Genomic DNA, 15,861 nt, shown 5'->3' with positions numbered 1-15,861 from the left:
CGTCGACGCCATGCTGCATCAACGTCAGGCGCGTAGCGACGCCATGGGAAACGAGAAAACGCCCGGCTCGGCGTGGATGAGGTTGGGTAAAGCTTGAGAAGGACGAAAGTAACGCTGGCGTGCTGCCGGTGGCTAGCCATGCCGTATCACGGCGTCATTTCGATTCAAGCCAGTAAACGGATGGTAGTCAAGCCCTGAAGTAAACGCAAGCCTTGCCAATTGACAATCCGGCAGGGGCCACGCAACCTTGCCCGGACCACCCGGAAGGACTGCCCATGCCCAAGGATACGCCTTTTTCCGCCGCTGCCGGACGCGCCGTCTCCCGCCACCCGGGCCGGGCCGCCCGGCGGCTCGCCGCCATTGATCTTGGCTCCAACAGCTTTCACCTGCTGGTGGCAAGCGTGGTCAACCAACGCCCGCACATCGTCACCCGACGCGGCGTCAAGGTGCAGCTGGCCGCCGGGCTCGACGCCGACGGCAACCTCGACCGCGACGCCATGCAGCGCGGCCTTGAGTGCCTTCGGCAGTTTGCCGCCATGCTGCACAAGGCGCCCTGCGCGCAGCTGCGCATCGTCGGCACCAGCGCGCTGCGCGATGCCGGCAACCGCCACGCCTTTCTCGACCGCGCCGCCGCGCTGCTGGGCCAGCCCGTCGAGGTGATTTCCGGGCGCGAGGAGGCTCGTCTGATCTACCTCGGCGCCGGCCACGCGCGCGCGTTCAGCGGGCGCCGGCTGCTGGTGGATGTCGGCGGCGGCTCCAGCGAATGCGTGATCGGCGAGGGCATGGCGCCGCAGCTGCTGGAAAGCCTGGCCATGGGCTGCGTGACGTTTTCCCGGCGCTTTTTTCCCGGCGGCGTGCTCAATCAGGCCAACCTCCAGGCCGCCGAGCAGGCCGCGCTCGAGCAGCTGTCGCCCGTCCAGGCGCGCTACCGCCGCGCCGGCTGGGACGAAGCCGTCGGCACCAGCGGCACGCTCAAGTCGGTGGCGCGCGTCCTTTACGCCTACGGCGATAGCCGCGAAAAAGGCCTGATCACCCGCCCGGGGCTCGAGCAGCTGCGCGCCCGGGTGCTGCGCTACCGCCACCTCGATGACCTGGCGCTCAAGGGGCTTAAAGCCAATCGAGCCGGCATTTTCCCCGCCGGCATCGCCATTGTCAGCGCCATTTTCCAGGCTTTTGACCTTCAGCAGCTGCGCTTTGTCGACGGCGCCCTGCGCGAGGGCATGCTGCACGACATGCTCAGCGCGCTGCCGGACGAACCGCGGCAAACCGCCAGCCCGCTGCCTGATAGAGTAGCGTATCGGGCGCCTTGATCGCCGCCACGCACGCCTCTTCTGCCCGGACGACAATGACCGCATGGCGCTCCCAGGGCGGCACCCCGGCCTCGGCCAAAAGCCGCTTGAGATCCCGCCGGCCGCGCCCGGCGAGGCGGATGACTTCGCCGCCCCGGCGCCAGCCGACGGTCAGCGGTAGCGTCGCCCCTGCCGCCTTTGCTACCAGCGCGACGTCCACGTCGCCCAGCGGCGTAGCGAGCGGCGCGCGGCCGTCCCAGGTCGTGTCCCAGTCGAGCTCTGCCGCTTCGCGCGCTTCGGGTAAAAGATACAGCCGCCCCCGCCATAGCCGGGCACAGCCGCCGGGCCAGGCCACGTGCGCCTGCGCATCCGCCGCGGCGCCCAGCTGCTCGAGCAGTGTGTCAAGCCGGCGCTTGGGCGGCGTGGCAAGCCCCAGCCGGCGGCAAAAGGTGCGCACCAGCAGCCGCTGACGGGCCCGGGAGCGCCGGTAAAGCGCCGCGGCGTCAAGCTGTTCTTCGCCGACCTGCAGCGTGGCAAGCTCTTCAAAAGCGTAGGCCTCAAGCAGCGCGTCGGCGTCCTGCATATGCCCGGCGGCAGCCGCCAGCGAGCGCTCGGCGTGCGGCCAGCGCGCTTTCAGGGCAGGAAGAATCCGGTGGCGCAGATAGTTGCGCTCAAAGCGGGTATCGGCGTTGGTGGGGTCGTCGCACCAGCCGAGCCGGCCCTCCTCCGCTAGCGCCCGGGCCACGGCGGCAAGCTCGGCATGCCCCGCGTCGAGCCAGGGGCGGGCCAGGGTAATATCGTGCAGTACCCGGCGCTCGGGCATCGCCCCGAGCCCGCGCACGCCGCTGCCGCGCATGGCGGCCAACAGCCAGGTTTCCGCCTGGTCGGTACGGTGCTGGGCGAGCATTAGCGTATCGCCCGACGGCACCTGCTCGGCAAAGGCGGCGTAGCGGGCCTTGCGGGCCGCCCCTTCTACGCCGCGGCCCCGGGCGTCGACGCTCACCCGGGTTACCGTCAGCGGCACGTCAAGCCACCGGCACAGCGCGCGGCAATGGCCCTCAAACGCCCCGGCGGCCTCCTGCAGGCCGTGGTTGACGTGCAGGGCGCGAAGCGCGCGCTGGCGGTCGCGGCAAAGCTTGGCGGCAAGCGCAAGCAGCAGCGAAGAATCCATGCCCCCGGAAAGCGCCACCCAAACGCAGCGCCCCGGCGGGACCTCCGCCAGGGCGCGTTCAAGCAGGGTTAGCAGCCGTTGACTATGCGGCGGGCGCGCCATAGCTCATCAGCCGTTCGTAGCGACGCTCCAGCAGCGTCTCGGTATCCAGCCCTTCCAGCCGCTCAAGGCTCTGACCCAGCGCTTCCTTCACCCGCTCGGCGGTTTGCTCGTAGTAGCAGTGGGCGCCACCCAGAGGCTCTTCAATCAGCGTATCGACGAAGCCCAGCTCCTGCAGGCGCTCGGCGGTAATGCCCATGGCCTGGGCGGCTTCGGAGGCTTTATCCGCGCTCTTCCACAGAATCGAGGCGCAGCCTTCCGGCGAGATCACCGAGTAGGTGGAATACTGCAGCATAGCGAGTTCGTCGCATACGCCGATGGCCAGCGCCCCGCCGGAGCCGCCCTCGCCTACCACGGTGGAGACGATCGGGGTTTTCAGCCGCGACATCACCGCCAGGTTGTGGGCAATCGCCTCGGACTGGCCGCGCTCCTCGGCGTCGATGCCCGGGTAGGCGCCGGGGGTGTCGATAAAGGTCAGCACCGGCATGCGAAAACGCTCGGCCATTTCCATCAGCCGGCAGGCCTTGCGGTAGCCCTCGGGGCGCGGCATGCCGAAGTTGCGCCGCACCTTCTCCTTGACGTCGCGGCCTTTCTGGTGGCCGATGACCATCACCGGCTTGTCGTTGAGGCGCGCCACGCCGCCAACCAGAGCGTCATCGTCGGCAAAGCGGCGATCGCCGTGGAGCTCGTCGAAGTCGGTAAAGACGTGCGCCAGGTAGTCCCGGGTATAGGGACGCTTGGGGTGGCGCGACAGCTGGGATACCTGCCAGGGAGTGAGATCGCGGAAAATGGATTCGGTCAATTTGCGGTGCTTGACTTCCAGACGTTCGATTTCGTCGGCAAGATTGACCTGGCTGTCGGAGCTGACCAGCCGCAGCTCTTCAATTTTTGCCTGTAGCTCGGCAATCGGCTGTTCAAAATCGAGGTAGTTGGGATTCATGGACGTTGCCTGTAAAAAACCTGTAGGGAAAAAGCAAACCTTGTCGATCGAGCGTATCCGGGTGGCATTATCGCAGCTTGGTGCGGCCACGCAAGGCAGCCGGCGGTCGCTGCCGCCAGGCTAGTCGTAGCGCAGTTTGACGCCGACCTGGCCCTCAACGTCGCGCAATGCCAGCAGCAGCTCGTCGTTCGGCGCTACCCGCCAGCTGTCGTCGAGCTTAAGCCAGCCCGTGGCGTCGGGGTGGCGATACTGCAGGCGCACCGGTAGCCCCTCGGCGTCGCGGTGTGGGCTCAGGCTATCACGCAGGCTGTCGACCAGACGACCGTTGATCCGAGTGGCGTCCAGCGCCAGATCCACGGACTGGCCGTAGCGCACCCGGGCCGCCGTCATCGGAGTGACATCCTTGCCGCGCAGCTTGACGCCGCCCGAGTAGTCGTCGGTGGAGACCTCCCCCTCGACGATGATCACCTCGCCGGTGTCGATCTGGCCGCGCAGGGCGTCGTAAAGCTCGCCGAACAGCGACGCCTCGATGCGCCCGGTACGGTCGTCCAGGGTAATGAACGCCATGGTATCGCCGCGCTTGGACTTCATGGTGCGCACGCCGATCACCAGCCCGGCCACGCGCTGGGGCTCCCGGGAGGGGTTAAGATCGCTGATGCGTGTCGACACAAAGCGCTTGAGTTCGCGCTCGTACTCGTCGATGGGATGGCCGGTGAGGTAGAGCCCCAGGGTGTCCTTCTCGCCGGCCAGCCGCTCGCGGTCGCGCCAGTCGCGCACGCCGCGGTAGTCGGCGTAGACGTCGCGGTCTTCGACCGGGGCAAAGGCCTCGCCGAACATGTCGAGCATGCCGGCGTTCTGGTTGGTGTGGTTCTGCGCGGCGGCCTTGAGCGCGTCTTCCATGGCCGCGGCCAGCACCGCCCGGCTGGGGCCCAGGTTATCCAGGGCGCCGGCGCGGATCAGCGCCTCCAGGGTGCGCTTGTTGATGCGCCTGGGGTCGAGCCGGCGGCAGAAGTCGAACAGGTCGGCGAAGGCGCCGCCCTCCTGGCGCGCCTCGACGATGGCGCCGATGGGGCCTTCGCCCACCCCGCGAATCGCGCCCAGGCCGTACACCACGCGGCCTTCTTCATCCACGCTGAACCGGTAGGCGCCGACGTTGACGTCCGGCGGCGTCACGGTCAGCCCCTGGTGGCGGCACTCTTCGATCAGCGGCACCACCTTGTCGAGGTTATCCATTTCGGTGGACATCACCGCGGCCATAAAAGGCCCCGGGTAGTGCGCCTTGAGCCACGCCGTCTGGTAGGACACCAGCGCGTAGGCCGCGGAGTGCGACTTGTTGAAGCCGTAGCCGGCGAACTTCTCCACCAGGTCGAAGATGTTGCCCGCGAGGTTCTTTTCGATGCCGTTGGCCGCGCAGCCCTCCATGAAGCCGGCGCGCTGCTTGGCCATCTCCTCGGGCTTTTTCTTGCCCATGGCCCGGCGCAGCATGTCCGCCTGGCCCAGGCTGTAGCCGGCCATGACCTGGGCGATCTGCATCACCTGTTCCTGGTAGAGGATGATGCCGTAGGTCGGCGCGAGCACGGGCTTCAACAGCTCGTGCTGGTAGTCCGGGTGGGGGTAGGACACCTCGGCGCGGCCGTGCTTGCGGTTGATAAAGTCATCGACCATGCCCGACTGCAGGGGCCCCGGGCGAAACAGCGCCACCAGTGCGATCATGTCGTCCAGCGAGTCCGGCTGCAGGCGCTTAATCAGCTCTTTCATACCCCGGGACTCGAGCTGGAACACCGCCGTGGTTTCGGCCTTCTTGAGCATCTCGAAGGTGGGCTTGTCGTCAAGCGGGATGGCGTCGATATCCAGCGCCGCCTCGCCGTCCACGGCGCGCACCTTGTCGACCATTTCCAGCGCCCAGTCGATGATGGTCAGGGTGCGCAGGCCGAGAAAGTCGAACTTCACCAGCCCCGCATCCTCGATGTCGTTCTTGTCGAACTGCACCATCAGTCCAGAGCCGTCCTCGTCGCACAGAAGCGGCGAAAAATCGGTGAGCTTGGTCGGCGCGATCACCACCCCGCCGGCGTGCTTGCCGGTACCCCGGGTGATGCCCTCGAGCCTTTCCGCCATCTCCCAGATTTCTTCGGCCTCGTCGTCGGCGTCGATAAACTCCTTCAGCGCGGGCTCGGCTTCGATGGCCTTGGCAAGGGTCATGCCCACGTCGAAGGGGATCAGCTTGGAGAGCTTGTCGCCCAGCGAATACGGCTTGCCCTGGGCCCGGGCGACGTCGCGCACCACGGCCTTGGCCGCCATGGTGCCGAAGGTGACGATCTGGGACACGGCGTCGCGCCCGTAGCGGTGGGCGACGTACTCGATCACCCGGTCGCGCTTCTCCATGCAGAAGTCGACGTCGAAGTCGGGCATGGACACGCGCTCGGGGTTCAAGAAGCGCTCGAACAGCAGGTCGTAGCGCAGCGGGTCAAGATCGGTGATCTTCTGCGCGTAGGCCACCAGCGACCCGGCGCCGGAGCCGCGCCCCGGCCCCACCGGCACGTCGTTGTCCTTGGCCCACTGGATAAAGTCCATGACGATCAGAAAATAGCCGGGAAAGCCCATCTGCAGGATGATGTCGAGCTCGAAGTCGAGCCGCTCGCGGTAGCGGGCGTCGATCTCGCGGTAGGCCTCGCCATCCCGGGGGTAGTCTGCCTGGGGGTAAAGAAAATCCAGCCGCTCGGTGAGGCCGTCGTGGGACACCTTGCGGAAGTATTCGTCCTGGGTCATGCCTTCGGGAATGCCGAACTCGGGCAGAAATATCTCGCCCAGGCGCACGTCCACGCTGCAGCGTCTGGCAATCATCACGCTGTTTTCCAGCGCCTCGGGGATGTCAGCGAAGAGCTCGGCCATTTCGTCCGGGCTTTTCAGATACTGCTCTTCGCTGTAGCGGCGCTCCCGGCGCGGGTCGGCAAGCGCCTTGCCTTCGCCGATGGCCACCCGGGTCTCGTGGGCCCAGAAGTCGTCGCGCTCGAGAAAGCGCACGTCGTTGGTGGCGACCACCGGCGTGCCGGTGGCAAGCGCCAGCTCGACGCTTTTGTGCACGCAGTCTTCCTCGAGCGCCCGGCCGGTGCGCGTAAGCTCCAGATAAAAGCGCCCGGGAAACGCCGCCTGCCACTCGTCCAGCTGCCGGCGAGCGTCGCGCTCGTGGTCGGCGAGCAGGTGGCGGCCGACGTCGCCTTCGCGGCCGCCGGACAGCGCAATCAGCCCCTCGCTTTGCTCGAGCACCCAACTTTTTTGCAAAAGCGCCCGGCCCTGGTGCTGGCCTTCGGTCCAGCCCCGGGAAATCAGCTCGGTGAGGTTGCGATAGCCCGTCTCGTTCATCGCCAGAAGCGTGATGCGGTACGGATGAGCCTCGTCGTGGGCGTTGGCCAGCCACAGATCGGCGCCAATGATCGGCTTGAGCCCGGCCCCCTGGGCGGCGGTATAGAATTTAACCAGGCCAAACAGGTTGGCTTCGTCGGTCAGCGCCACCGCCGGCGCCGCGCGCTCGGCGGTGGTGCTCACCAGCGACTTGAGTTTGACCAGGCCGTCCACCAGGGAAAACTCGCTGTGGACACGCAGATGTACAAAGGGAACCGTCATGGCAATCTCGGTAAAACGCGGGAAAAGAAAACCGTTCGGCGCCGGCTACCATAGCGCCAGCTGCCGGGCCACCGGGGCAAAGCTGCGGCGGTGCTCAGGCACCGGGCCGTGCCGTTCAAGCGACGCCAGGTGGGCCTTTGTCGGGTAGCCCTTGTGGCGGGCAAAGCCGTAGGCCGGATAGCGGGCGTCCAAAATAAGCATCTGGGCGTCCCGGGCCACCTTGGCCAGTATCGAGGCGGCGGCGATGGCGTCGTGGCGGGCGTCGCCCTTGACCACGGCCTGGCCCGGCAGGGCATGCCCCGGCAGGCGGTTGCCGTCCACCAGCAGATACTCCGCTTGCGGTGCCAGGGCGTCAATAGCCCGGCGCATGGCCAGGTGTGTGGCGTGATAGATGTTGAGCGTATCGACTTCGGCGGCGCTCGCCTCGGCCACGGCAAAGGCCAGCGCCCGCTGGCGAATTTCCCCGTCCAGCGCCTCGCGGCGCCGGGCGGTGAGCTTTTTGGAGTCGGCAAGCCCGTCGAGCGGGCGCGCCGGATCGAGTATTACCGCGGCGGCGACCACGCTACCAACCAAGGGCCCGCGCCCAACTTCGTCGACGCCGGCCAGCCGCTCGCCGGCATAGGCGATCTCAAGGGGCACCGGCTCGGCGGCCTTTTTCGCGCCGGTTTCAGCCTTACCCATCGGTTTTCTCATCGGCTGGCTCCTCGACGCTCGCCTCAACGCTGTGCCCGGCGGCCAGCGCCTCGATGGCGTCCGCTGCGCGGGCGCTGGCGCCGCGCCGAAGCTCGGCGTGCATAGCGGCAAAGCGGGCTTCCAGGGCGGCGCGCTCGCCGGCGCCGTCAAGCATCGCGCCCAGGGCATCGCTGATAGCCTCCGGCGTGGCGGCGTCCTGGATCAGCTCGGGCACCAGCGTCTCCCGGGCGATAAGGTTGGGCAGCGAAATCCACGGGGTCTTGACCAGGCGGCGCGCCAGCCAATGAGTGGCCGGCGCCATTTTGTAGGCCACCAGCATCGCCCGGTGGCAGAGCATGGCTTCGAGCGCGGCGGTGCCCGAGGTCAGAAGCACGGCGTCGCTAGCCACCATGGCCTGGCGGGACTGTCCGTCAATCAGCGTTATGCGATCGCGTGCCGGCGAATCCGTCGGCAGCGTTTCAAGCAGGGCCTCAAGCTCGTCGCGCCGGGCCGGCGTGGCCGCAGGAATCACTACCTGCAGCGACGCACAGCGCCGGCACAATCGCTCGGCGGCGGCGAGAAAGGTCGGCCCTATAAAGCCGATTTCGCTTTTGCGCGAGCCCGGAAGCACAGCAAGCGTCGGCGCTTCCGGGTCCAGGCCCAGCGCGCTTCGAGCCGCCGACCGGTCATTTTCCAGTGCCATCTCGTCGGCCAGGGGGTGGCCGACAAAGGCCACCGGCACGCGGTGCTTTCGGTAAAAATCGGCTTCAAACGGCAAAAGCGTCAGCATGGCGTCCACCGAGCGGGCAATGCCTTTGACCCGGCCCCGGCGCCAGGCCCAGACCGAGGGGCTGACGTAGTGCGCGGTGGTAATGCCGGCCTCGCGCAGGCGGCGCTCAAGGCCCAGGTTAAAGTCCGGGGCGTCGATGCCCAGCATGACGTCGGGCTGGAAGGCAAGCGCGTCGGCGGTGAGCTCGCGGCGCACGCGCAGAAGCCTTGGCAGGTGCTTGACCACCTCGACCAGGCCCATCACCGAAAGCGTTTCCAGAGCAAAGTAGCCGTGCATGCCTTCGGCCAGCATGCGCGGCCCGCCGATGCCGCGAAACTCGACGCCCGGATGGCGCTGCTTAAGCTCGCGCATCAGCCCCGCGCCGAGGATATCGCCGGACAGCTCCCCGGCCACTAAGTAAATTCGCCTGAGCATCATGGCAAGCCTCGCCAAAGCGGTCGATTAACGCGCGCCGTCGGGCGGGCGGTTACTAGCGGATAATGCCCCGGGTTGAGCATTCGATGGACGCGGCAAAGCGCTCCACCGCATCGAGGGCATAGCGCTTGCGCATGGTGACAAGCGCCTGGTCCACGGTCAGCCCCTGGCGATAAATCAGCTTGTAGGAATCGGTCAGCGCCTTGATCGCCTCGCGGTCAAACCCGCGGCGCTTGAGTCCCACGGCGTTGAGCCCGTGGGCCTGGGCGGGGTTGCCGTTGATCATGATGAAGGCGGGAGTGTCCTTGGTGATGATGGACCCGCCGCCGGCCATGGCGTGCTCGCCGAAGTGGCAGAACTGGTGCACGGCGGAAAGCCCGCCGATGATGGCAAAGTTCCCCAGGTGAACGTGGCCGGCAAGCGTTACCTGGTTGGCCAAGATGCAGTCGTCGCCGATCACGCAGTCGTGGCCCACGTGGACGTAGGCCATGAAGAGGTTGCGCGACCCGATGGTGGTTTCCCCGCGGTCCTGGACCGTGCCTCGGTGTAGGGTCACGCCCTCGCGGATGACGTTGTCGTCCCCCATTACCAGGCGGGTAGGCTCACCGGCGTACTTCTTGTCCTGGCAGTTCTCACCCACCGAGGCAAACTGGAAGATACGCGTCCGCGCCCCGAGCACCGTGGGGCCCTTGATCACTACGTGGGGCCCGATAACGGAGCCGGGGCCGATCGTAACGTCGGGGCCGATCACGCTGAACGGACCGACCTCGACGTCTCCGGCAAGGCTCGCCGACGGGTCAACCAGGGCAGTCGAATGAATCAAGCCACCTTCCTCTCGGCACAGGTGATCTCGGCTTCGCAGGCCACTTCGCCGTCTACTGTCGCCCGGCAGGCGAACTTCCAGATGCCGCGCTTGCCGCGAATCACGTTGGCTTCCAGTACCAGCATATCACCGGGCATGACCGGGCGCTTGAAGCGCACCTTGTCGCTGCCCACCAGGTAATACACGTAGCCGTCGGCGGGGCGTTTGTTGACGGTCTTGAATCCGAGGATGCCGCAGGCCTGGGCCAGCGCTTCGATGACCAGCACGCCGGGCATGATCGGATGATGGGGAAAGTGGCCGTTGAAAAACGGCTCGTTGATGCTGACGTTCTTGTAGGCAACGATGGTTTCGCCTTCCACCAGCTTCGTTACCCGGTCCACCAGTAAAAACGGGTAGCGGTGGGGCAAATATTCGCGAATTTCGTTGATATCCATAGCCATCGTAGCGACCTCTGTATGACAAGATACCCGGGAAGATCCCGGGCGCTCCAGCGCTCCCGCCGGTAAAAAAGCAGTGGATTATACCGCGCTAATCGAGAGCCTCAAGCGCGCCACCGTATCAATGCGCCGACGGCCGTTCAGTCGCGACGCTTTTCCAGCCGCGACAGCCGCTTGGCGATGTCGTCCAGCTGCTTGAAGCGCACCGCGTTCTTGCGCCACTGGTGGTTGTCCATGGCGCCGGTGCCTGAGGAGTACACACCGGGCTCATGGATGGAGTTAGTGACCAGGCTCATGCCCGTCACCTGAACGCCGTCGCACAGAGTGAGATGGCCGGAAAGCCCGACGCCGCCGCCCAGCATGCAGTGCCGGCCCACCCGGGTGGAGCCGGCGATGCCTACGCAGCCGGCAAGGGCGCTGTGGTCGCCGATCTGAACGTTGTGGGCGATCTGGACCTGGCTATCGATCTTGACGTCGTCGCCGATCAGGGTGTCGCCAAGCGCGCCGCGATCGATGCTGGAGCAGCTGCCCACCTCCACGTCGTCGCCGAGCACCACGCCGCCGAGCTGGACGATCTTGTGCCAGGCGCCGCCGTCGTGGGCAAAGCCGAAGCCGTCGCCGCCGATCACGCAGCCGCTTTGCAGAATGACCCGCTTGCCGATCACCACGCCGTGGCAGACGGTGACGTTGGCGTGCAGGCGAGTGTCCTCGCCAAGCACGCTGTCGGCCCCGATGACGCTGCCCGGGCCCACTACCACGCCGCTTTCCAGCACCGCGCCGGCCTCGATCACGGCGTTGGCCGCCACGCACACGCCCTCGCCCAGCCGGGCGTCGTCAGCCACCGTTGCCGCGGGGTGAATGCCCGGCCGGTCCCGGGACGGCAAGGGGTCAAACAGCTGGGAAAGCCGGGCATAGCCAAGGTAGGGATTGTCCATCTCCAGGCGCGGCACCGGGCAGCTCTCGCCGTGCTCGGGATGCAGCAGCACGGCGCCCGCCCGGGTCGCCGCCAGATCCTTGAGGTAGGCGCGGTTGGTCAGAAATGCCACCTGGTCGGGCCCGGCGTCGCTGAGCGTCGCCAGGCCGCGAATGGGCGCCTGCCCGCGGCCATCAAGGGTGACGCCCAGGTGGCGGGCAACATCGGCCAGGGTCAAAAAGTGAGGAGCGTGCGTCATAAGAGCCCAAACATGCTGGCAGTGCGGCACCCCGCACTGAATAAGGTTAATTCAGCGAATTGAACTCCTGCGTGACCTCGTCGGTGAGGTTAGGCAGGTCCATGGAAGAGTGAAGAACGCCCTGAGGCTCCACCAGTATATCAATGCCGTGGCGCTCGATGACCCGGTCAACGGCCTGCTCAAGCGTTGGCTCGGCCTGCTCAAGGAACTGCTTTTCCGAGCGCTGCTGAGCGGTCATGACTTCCCGGCGCAGGCTTTCAAAGCGGCTGCCCTTCTGCTGCAGCTCTTCGATCAGCCGCTGGCGCTCGGCATCCGACATCACGTCGCCTTCGTCCTGCAGGCGCTGCTGCAGGCGCTTAAGCTCATCGCCCAGCCGTTTGGCCTGGCTTTGCTGGGAGCCCACGTCGCTCTCCAGCCGGCTCAGCGAAGACTGGGCGGAGTCGGTGTTCATCAAGGCGGCACGCCAGTCAAGCACGGCCACCTCTGCTGCGTACGCCGGCGCCGCCATGACGCACAGCGTAACGGCCGCTATCAGTTTGCGCATGCTTGTCTCCTCGTTAATACCGCTTGTTATTACCGGCCGGCGTCATGACGGACTGCCTGCATGCGCCGTTTCAGCCCGTCAGAACGACTGGCCCAGCGAGAACTGGAAGAACTGGGTGTCGTCCCCGCTTTCGTCGTTGATCGGCTTCGCCACGCTGAAGGTCAAGGGGCCTACCGGCGTCAGCCAGGAAAGCCCGATACCCGCACTGTAGCGCAAGTCGCCCAGATCCACGCCCGAGCTGCAGTTCTGCCGCCCGGCATCGACCTCGAGCACGTCGTAGCAGGACGTCAGGAAGGTGTTGCCGCCGTCCACGAACAGCGAGGTCTGCATGGAGTCCTGGTTTTCCACGAACGGCATCGGGAACAGCACCTCGGCGCTGCCTTCCATCAGCACGTTGCCGCCCAGGGTGCGGTCGCGCCCGCCGACATACTTGGGCGTGGTGCGCTGCCCCAGGGTGTTGGAAGTAAAGCCGCGCACCGAGCCCAGGCCCCCGGCGTAGAAGTTTTCGTAGAAGGGGAACGGGTCGTCGCCAAAGGCCTCGGCATAGCCGAGGTTACCGGAAAACTTAAGCGACCAGAGATCGTCGTCGTCCAGGGCAAAGAGCTTCTGGGCCCGGCCGCGCAGCTTGTAATAGCTGACGTCGCTGCCCGGTGCGGCGGCCTCCAGCGACAGGCGCTGATAGCTGCCGTCGGTGGGCATGATGCCGCGGTTGAGGTTGTTGCGCGTCCAGCTGGCGGTGAGCTTCACGGTCTGGGCACTGTCGCCCTCGTCCTCGACGTAGCGCTCGATTTCCGAGGCGGTATCGTAGTAGGTCTTGACCTTGAGGTCTTCGGCGCTGGCGCCGAAGTTAAGCCTTGAAAGCTCGCTGATCGGGTAGCCGAAGTTGATGCCGGCGCCGTAGGCGTCGGTGGAGTAGGTGGAAATATCCGAATCTTCGTAGTCGGTTTCGCGATAGAAGACGTTATAGCCCCGGGAGATGCCGTTGATCGTCCAGTAGGGGTCGGTGAAGCCGAAGTTGACGCTGGTGAAGGTGTCACTGCGCTGAGCACCGAGGTTGACGCGGTTGCCCGTGCCCAAAAAGTTTTTCTGCGACAGCGAGGCGCCGTAGATGACGCCGGCGCTCTGGGAAAAGCCGATGCTCGCCGACACCGAGCCCGAGGGCTGCTCTTCCACTTCGTAGGTGACGTCGAGCTTGTTGGGCTCGCCGGGAACGCGCTGGGTGTCCACCTCGACCTGGCTGAAAAACCCGAGGCGGTTGAGGCGCTGGCGCGACTGGGTGATCTCGTCGGTGGAGGCCGGCGCGCCTTCCATCTGGGTCATTTCCCGGCGCAGCACCTCGTCCTGGGTGGTGGTGTTGCCCTTGAACTCGATGCGGCGCACGTAGGTGCGCTCGCCGGGCTCGACGTCAAGAATCAGGTCCACGGTGCCGTCGTCGTGCATCTCGGGCCGGCCGTTGACCTCGGCAAAGGCGAAGCCTTCGGCGCCCAGCCGCTTGCGCAGGGCTTCGGTAGAGGCGTTGAGCTTGCTGCGCGAAAACTGCTGGCCGGACTGGATCTCGAGCAGGTTGCGCGCCTCGCGCTGGGAAATGGCCATGTCGCCGGCGAAGCGGATGTCGCCCACCCGGTACTGCTCGCCCTCGTCCACGTTCAGGGTGATGTAGATATCGGTCTTTTCCGGGCCGATGGAGACTTGGGTCGAGGTCACCTCGAAGTTGGCGTAGCCGCGGTCGAGATACCATGAGCGCAGCCGCTCGATGTCGCCGCCCAGCGCCTGGCGGGAATATTCGTCGCTTGAGAACCAGCCGAAGAACATCCCCGGCTTGTCCTCGAGCTCGAACAGATCGCGCAGGGTGTCGTCGTCGAAGGCGCGGTTGCCGACGATGTTAATCTGGCGGATCTTGGCGACTTCACCCTCGTTGATGTCGATATTGACCTTGACCCGGCCGGTATCGATTTCCTCGACGCTGGCGTCGATGCGCGCGCTGTAGCGCCCCTGGGCCTGGTACACGCTTTCCAGCTCGCGCTGGATTTCTTCCAGGGTGGAAAGCTCGAGCACCTGGCCTTCGGACAGCCCGGCCTCGGTCAGGCCCTTGCGCAGGTCGTCTTCGGCAATCTGGTCGTTACCGCTGATGTCCAGCCGGGCGATGGTGGGTCGTTCAACGACCTTGATCACCAGCACGTTGCCTTCCCGGGCCAGGGAAACGTCGTCAAACAGGCCGGTGGCAAACAGCTCCCGGGAGGCACGGGCCAGCTCGCGCTCGGTGACGGTATCGCTTGCGCTTACCGGAAAGGCGTTAAAGACCGAGGCGGCAGAAACCCGCTTGAGTCCTTCTACACGTATATCGGAAACGTCAAAGGGTTGTGCCTGGGCGCTGCCGGCCGTGGCCAGCAGGAATACCGCCATTCCAAGGGACTTTATTTTCATGCAGTCAGTTCGCTCGCGTTGGTCTGCCCACCGTATCAGACAGGCACCTTATACATTTGTGCGGGCAGATGACAAGGCACGCTACCACGACACACGTCATTACCACAGGCGCATCAGATCAAAGTACAGCGCCATCAGCATCAGCGTTCCTACCATGGCAAGGCCGATTCTGAGCCCCAGAGCCTGGGTCCTTTCCGACACCGGCCGCCCCCGCACCAGCTCGACGACGTAGTACATCAGGTGGCCGCCGTCGAGCACCGGGATGGGCAGCAGATTGAGCACCCCAAGGCTGATGGACAGATACGCCAGAAAGCCGACGAAGGCGTCCATCCCCGCCCGGGCGGAATCCCCGGAGATCTTGGCAATGGTCACCGGCCCCGACAGGTTCGACGGCGAGATCAGCCCCACCAGCATCTTGCGGATGGAGTCCAGGGTCAAAAGCGTCATTTCGCCGGTGCGCGCCACCGCCCGGCCTACCGCGGCCACCGGCCCGAAGCGCACCTCGCGGCGCATCTCCTCGGGCCATTCGGCGGGGGCGACGCCGGCGCCGATATAGCCGATCCGGGTATCGCCGGAAAGCGTCTGCTCGCCGGGCGTCAGGGACGTTTCCCGGGTGTCGCCGCCGCGCTCGAAGCGCAGCGCCAGGTTCCGGCCCGGGCTTTGGCGAACGACCTCGACAAAGCTCATCCAGTCGTCGACCGGCTCGCCGTCGACCGCGACGATGCGATCGCCGGCCTCAAGCCCGGCGCGCGCCGCCGCTTCATCGTCGATGACCTGGCCAAGCACCGGGGGAAACGCCGGCTGCCAGGGCGTAATGCCCAGGGTCTTGAGCGGCTTTGGCGGGTCCTGGCGGACCAGGTAGCGCTCTACCGCCAGCGTGTAGCGCCGGGAGGCGCTCGCCCCTTCCGGCCGCGCCTTGACGGCAAGCTCGCCGTCAAGGCCAATTTGGCCCACCAGCGCCAGGTTGACGTCTTCCCAGGAGCGCACGGTCTCTCCGGCCACGCCGGTCAGCTCGTCGCCCTGGCGCAGCCCGGCCTCAAAGGCCGGCGACTCGGGCGCCACCGCGCCAACCTTGGGTACCACTACGCTGGTGCCGACCACAAACAGCGCCCAGTAGGCCACGATCGCCAGCAGGAAGTTGGCCGCCGGCCCCGCCGCCACCACGGCGATACGCTGCCAAACGCTCTTGCGGTTGAAGGCGCGGTGCTGCTCTTCCGGCGCCACCGGCGCTTCGCGCTCGTCGAGCATCTTGACATAGCCGCCCAGCGGAATCGCGGCCACGGCAAACTCGGTGCCGTGGCGGTCCACCCGGGACCACAGCGGCTTGCCGAACCCCACGCTGAAGCGCAGCACCTTGACCCCGCAGCGGCGCGCCACCCAGAAGTGGCCGAACTCGTGGAAGGTAACCAAAAGCCCCAGCACCACGATGACCGCAAGAATGTTCTGTACCAGACCCATCGGCTGT

Annotated in this window: 12 protein-coding genes; 1 reads left to right on the top strand and 11 read right to left on the bottom strand. The window is 66.2% G+C overall.

Translation table 11 applies throughout. The features are described from left to right. Positions 1 to 275: 275 nt before the first annotated feature. Positions 276 to 1,310, top strand: coding sequence for a Ppx/GppA phosphatase family protein (locus RS027_RS03295; protein WP_311954102.1), 1,035 nt, complete (start codon positions 276 to 278; stop codon positions 1,308 to 1,310). Here the strand turns inward: RS027_RS03295 and tilS are convergent. The 11 genes from tilS to rseP form a co-directional block, all read right to left on the bottom strand. Continuing rightward, positions 1,237 to 2,562, bottom strand: coding sequence for a tRNA lysidine(34) synthetase TilS (gene tilS / locus RS027_RS03290; protein ID WP_311954095.1), 1,326 nt, complete (start codon positions 2,560 to 2,562; stop codon positions 1,237 to 1,239). The two genes, RS027_RS03295 and tilS, sit on opposite strands and share 74 nt — an antisense overlap. Continuing rightward, entirely contained in the window at positions 2,543 to 3,499 is a 957-nt protein-coding gene (locus RS027_RS03285; RefSeq protein ID WP_311954092.1) for an acetyl-CoA carboxylase carboxyltransferase subunit alpha, read from the bottom strand. Before RS027_RS03285 ends, tilS begins: the two co-directional genes overlap by 20 nt. A gap of 120 nt (positions 3,500 to 3,619) precedes the next feature. Beyond that, on the bottom strand, positions 3,620 to 7,120 hold the full coding sequence (dnaE, locus tag RS027_RS03280; protein ID WP_311954089.1) for a DNA polymerase III subunit alpha: 3,501 nt from the start codon (positions 7,118 to 7,120) through the stop codon (positions 3,620 to 3,622). A gap of 45 nt (positions 7,121 to 7,165) precedes the next feature. Further along, complete coding sequence (gene rnhB, locus RS027_RS03275) at positions 7,166 to 7,801, bottom strand: ribonuclease HII (protein WP_311954087.1); 636 nt, start codon at positions 7,799 to 7,801, stop codon at positions 7,166 to 7,168. After that, entirely contained in the window at positions 7,794 to 8,999 is a 1,206-nt protein-coding gene (lpxB, locus tag RS027_RS03270; RefSeq protein ID WP_311954082.1) for a lipid-A-disaccharide synthase, read from the bottom strand. The genes rnhB and lpxB overlap by 8 nt, the downstream gene beginning before the upstream one ends. Positions 9,000 to 9,051: 52 nt before the next feature. Continuing rightward, the gene (lpxA, locus tag RS027_RS03265) at positions 9,052 to 9,819 is read right to left on the bottom strand and encodes an acyl-ACP--UDP-N-acetylglucosamine O-acyltransferase (RefSeq protein ID WP_311954079.1); all 768 of its coding nucleotides are present in this window, start codon (positions 9,817 to 9,819) and stop codon (positions 9,052 to 9,054) included. Next, positions 9,816 to 10,259 (bottom strand): 3-hydroxyacyl-ACP dehydratase FabZ, encoded by a 444-nt coding sequence (gene fabZ / locus RS027_RS03260; RefSeq protein WP_311954074.1) that lies wholly within the window; start codon positions 10,257 to 10,259, stop codon positions 9,816 to 9,818. The genes lpxA and fabZ overlap by 4 nt, the downstream gene beginning before the upstream one ends. Before the next feature lie 137 nt (positions 10,260 to 10,396). After that, a complete protein-coding gene (lpxD, locus tag RS027_RS03255) occupies positions 10,397 to 11,428 on the bottom strand; it encodes a UDP-3-O-(3-hydroxymyristoyl)glucosamine N-acyltransferase (RefSeq protein WP_311954072.1) in 1,032 nt (343 codons plus the stop codon). A gap of 46 nt (positions 11,429 to 11,474) precedes the next feature. Further along, a complete protein-coding gene (locus tag RS027_RS03250; RefSeq protein ID WP_311954070.1) occupies positions 11,475 to 11,972 on the bottom strand; it encodes an OmpH/Skp family outer membrane protein in 498 nt (165 codons plus the stop codon). Positions 11,973 to 12,050: 78 nt separating this feature from the next. Then, complete coding sequence (gene bamA, locus RS027_RS03245) at positions 12,051 to 14,396, bottom strand: outer membrane protein assembly factor BamA (protein ID WP_376717573.1); 2,346 nt, start codon at positions 14,394 to 14,396, stop codon at positions 12,051 to 12,053. Between the two features lie 99 nt (positions 14,397 to 14,495). Next, positions 14,496 to 15,854: an RIP metalloprotease RseP gene (gene rseP, locus RS027_RS03240; protein ID WP_311954068.1), complete on the bottom strand. Its 1,359-nt coding sequence runs from the start codon at positions 15,852 to 15,854 to the stop codon at positions 14,496 to 14,498. Positions 15,855 to 15,861: the final 7 nt, after the last annotated feature.

This window comes from Halomonas garicola, assembly GCF_031935715.1.
Lineage (GTDB): Bacteria > Pseudomonadota > Gammaproteobacteria > Pseudomonadales > Halomonadaceae > Vreelandella > Vreelandella garicola.
Note: the sequence above shows the minus strand (reverse complement) of the source record. Positions and strands in the feature narration are given on the sequence as shown.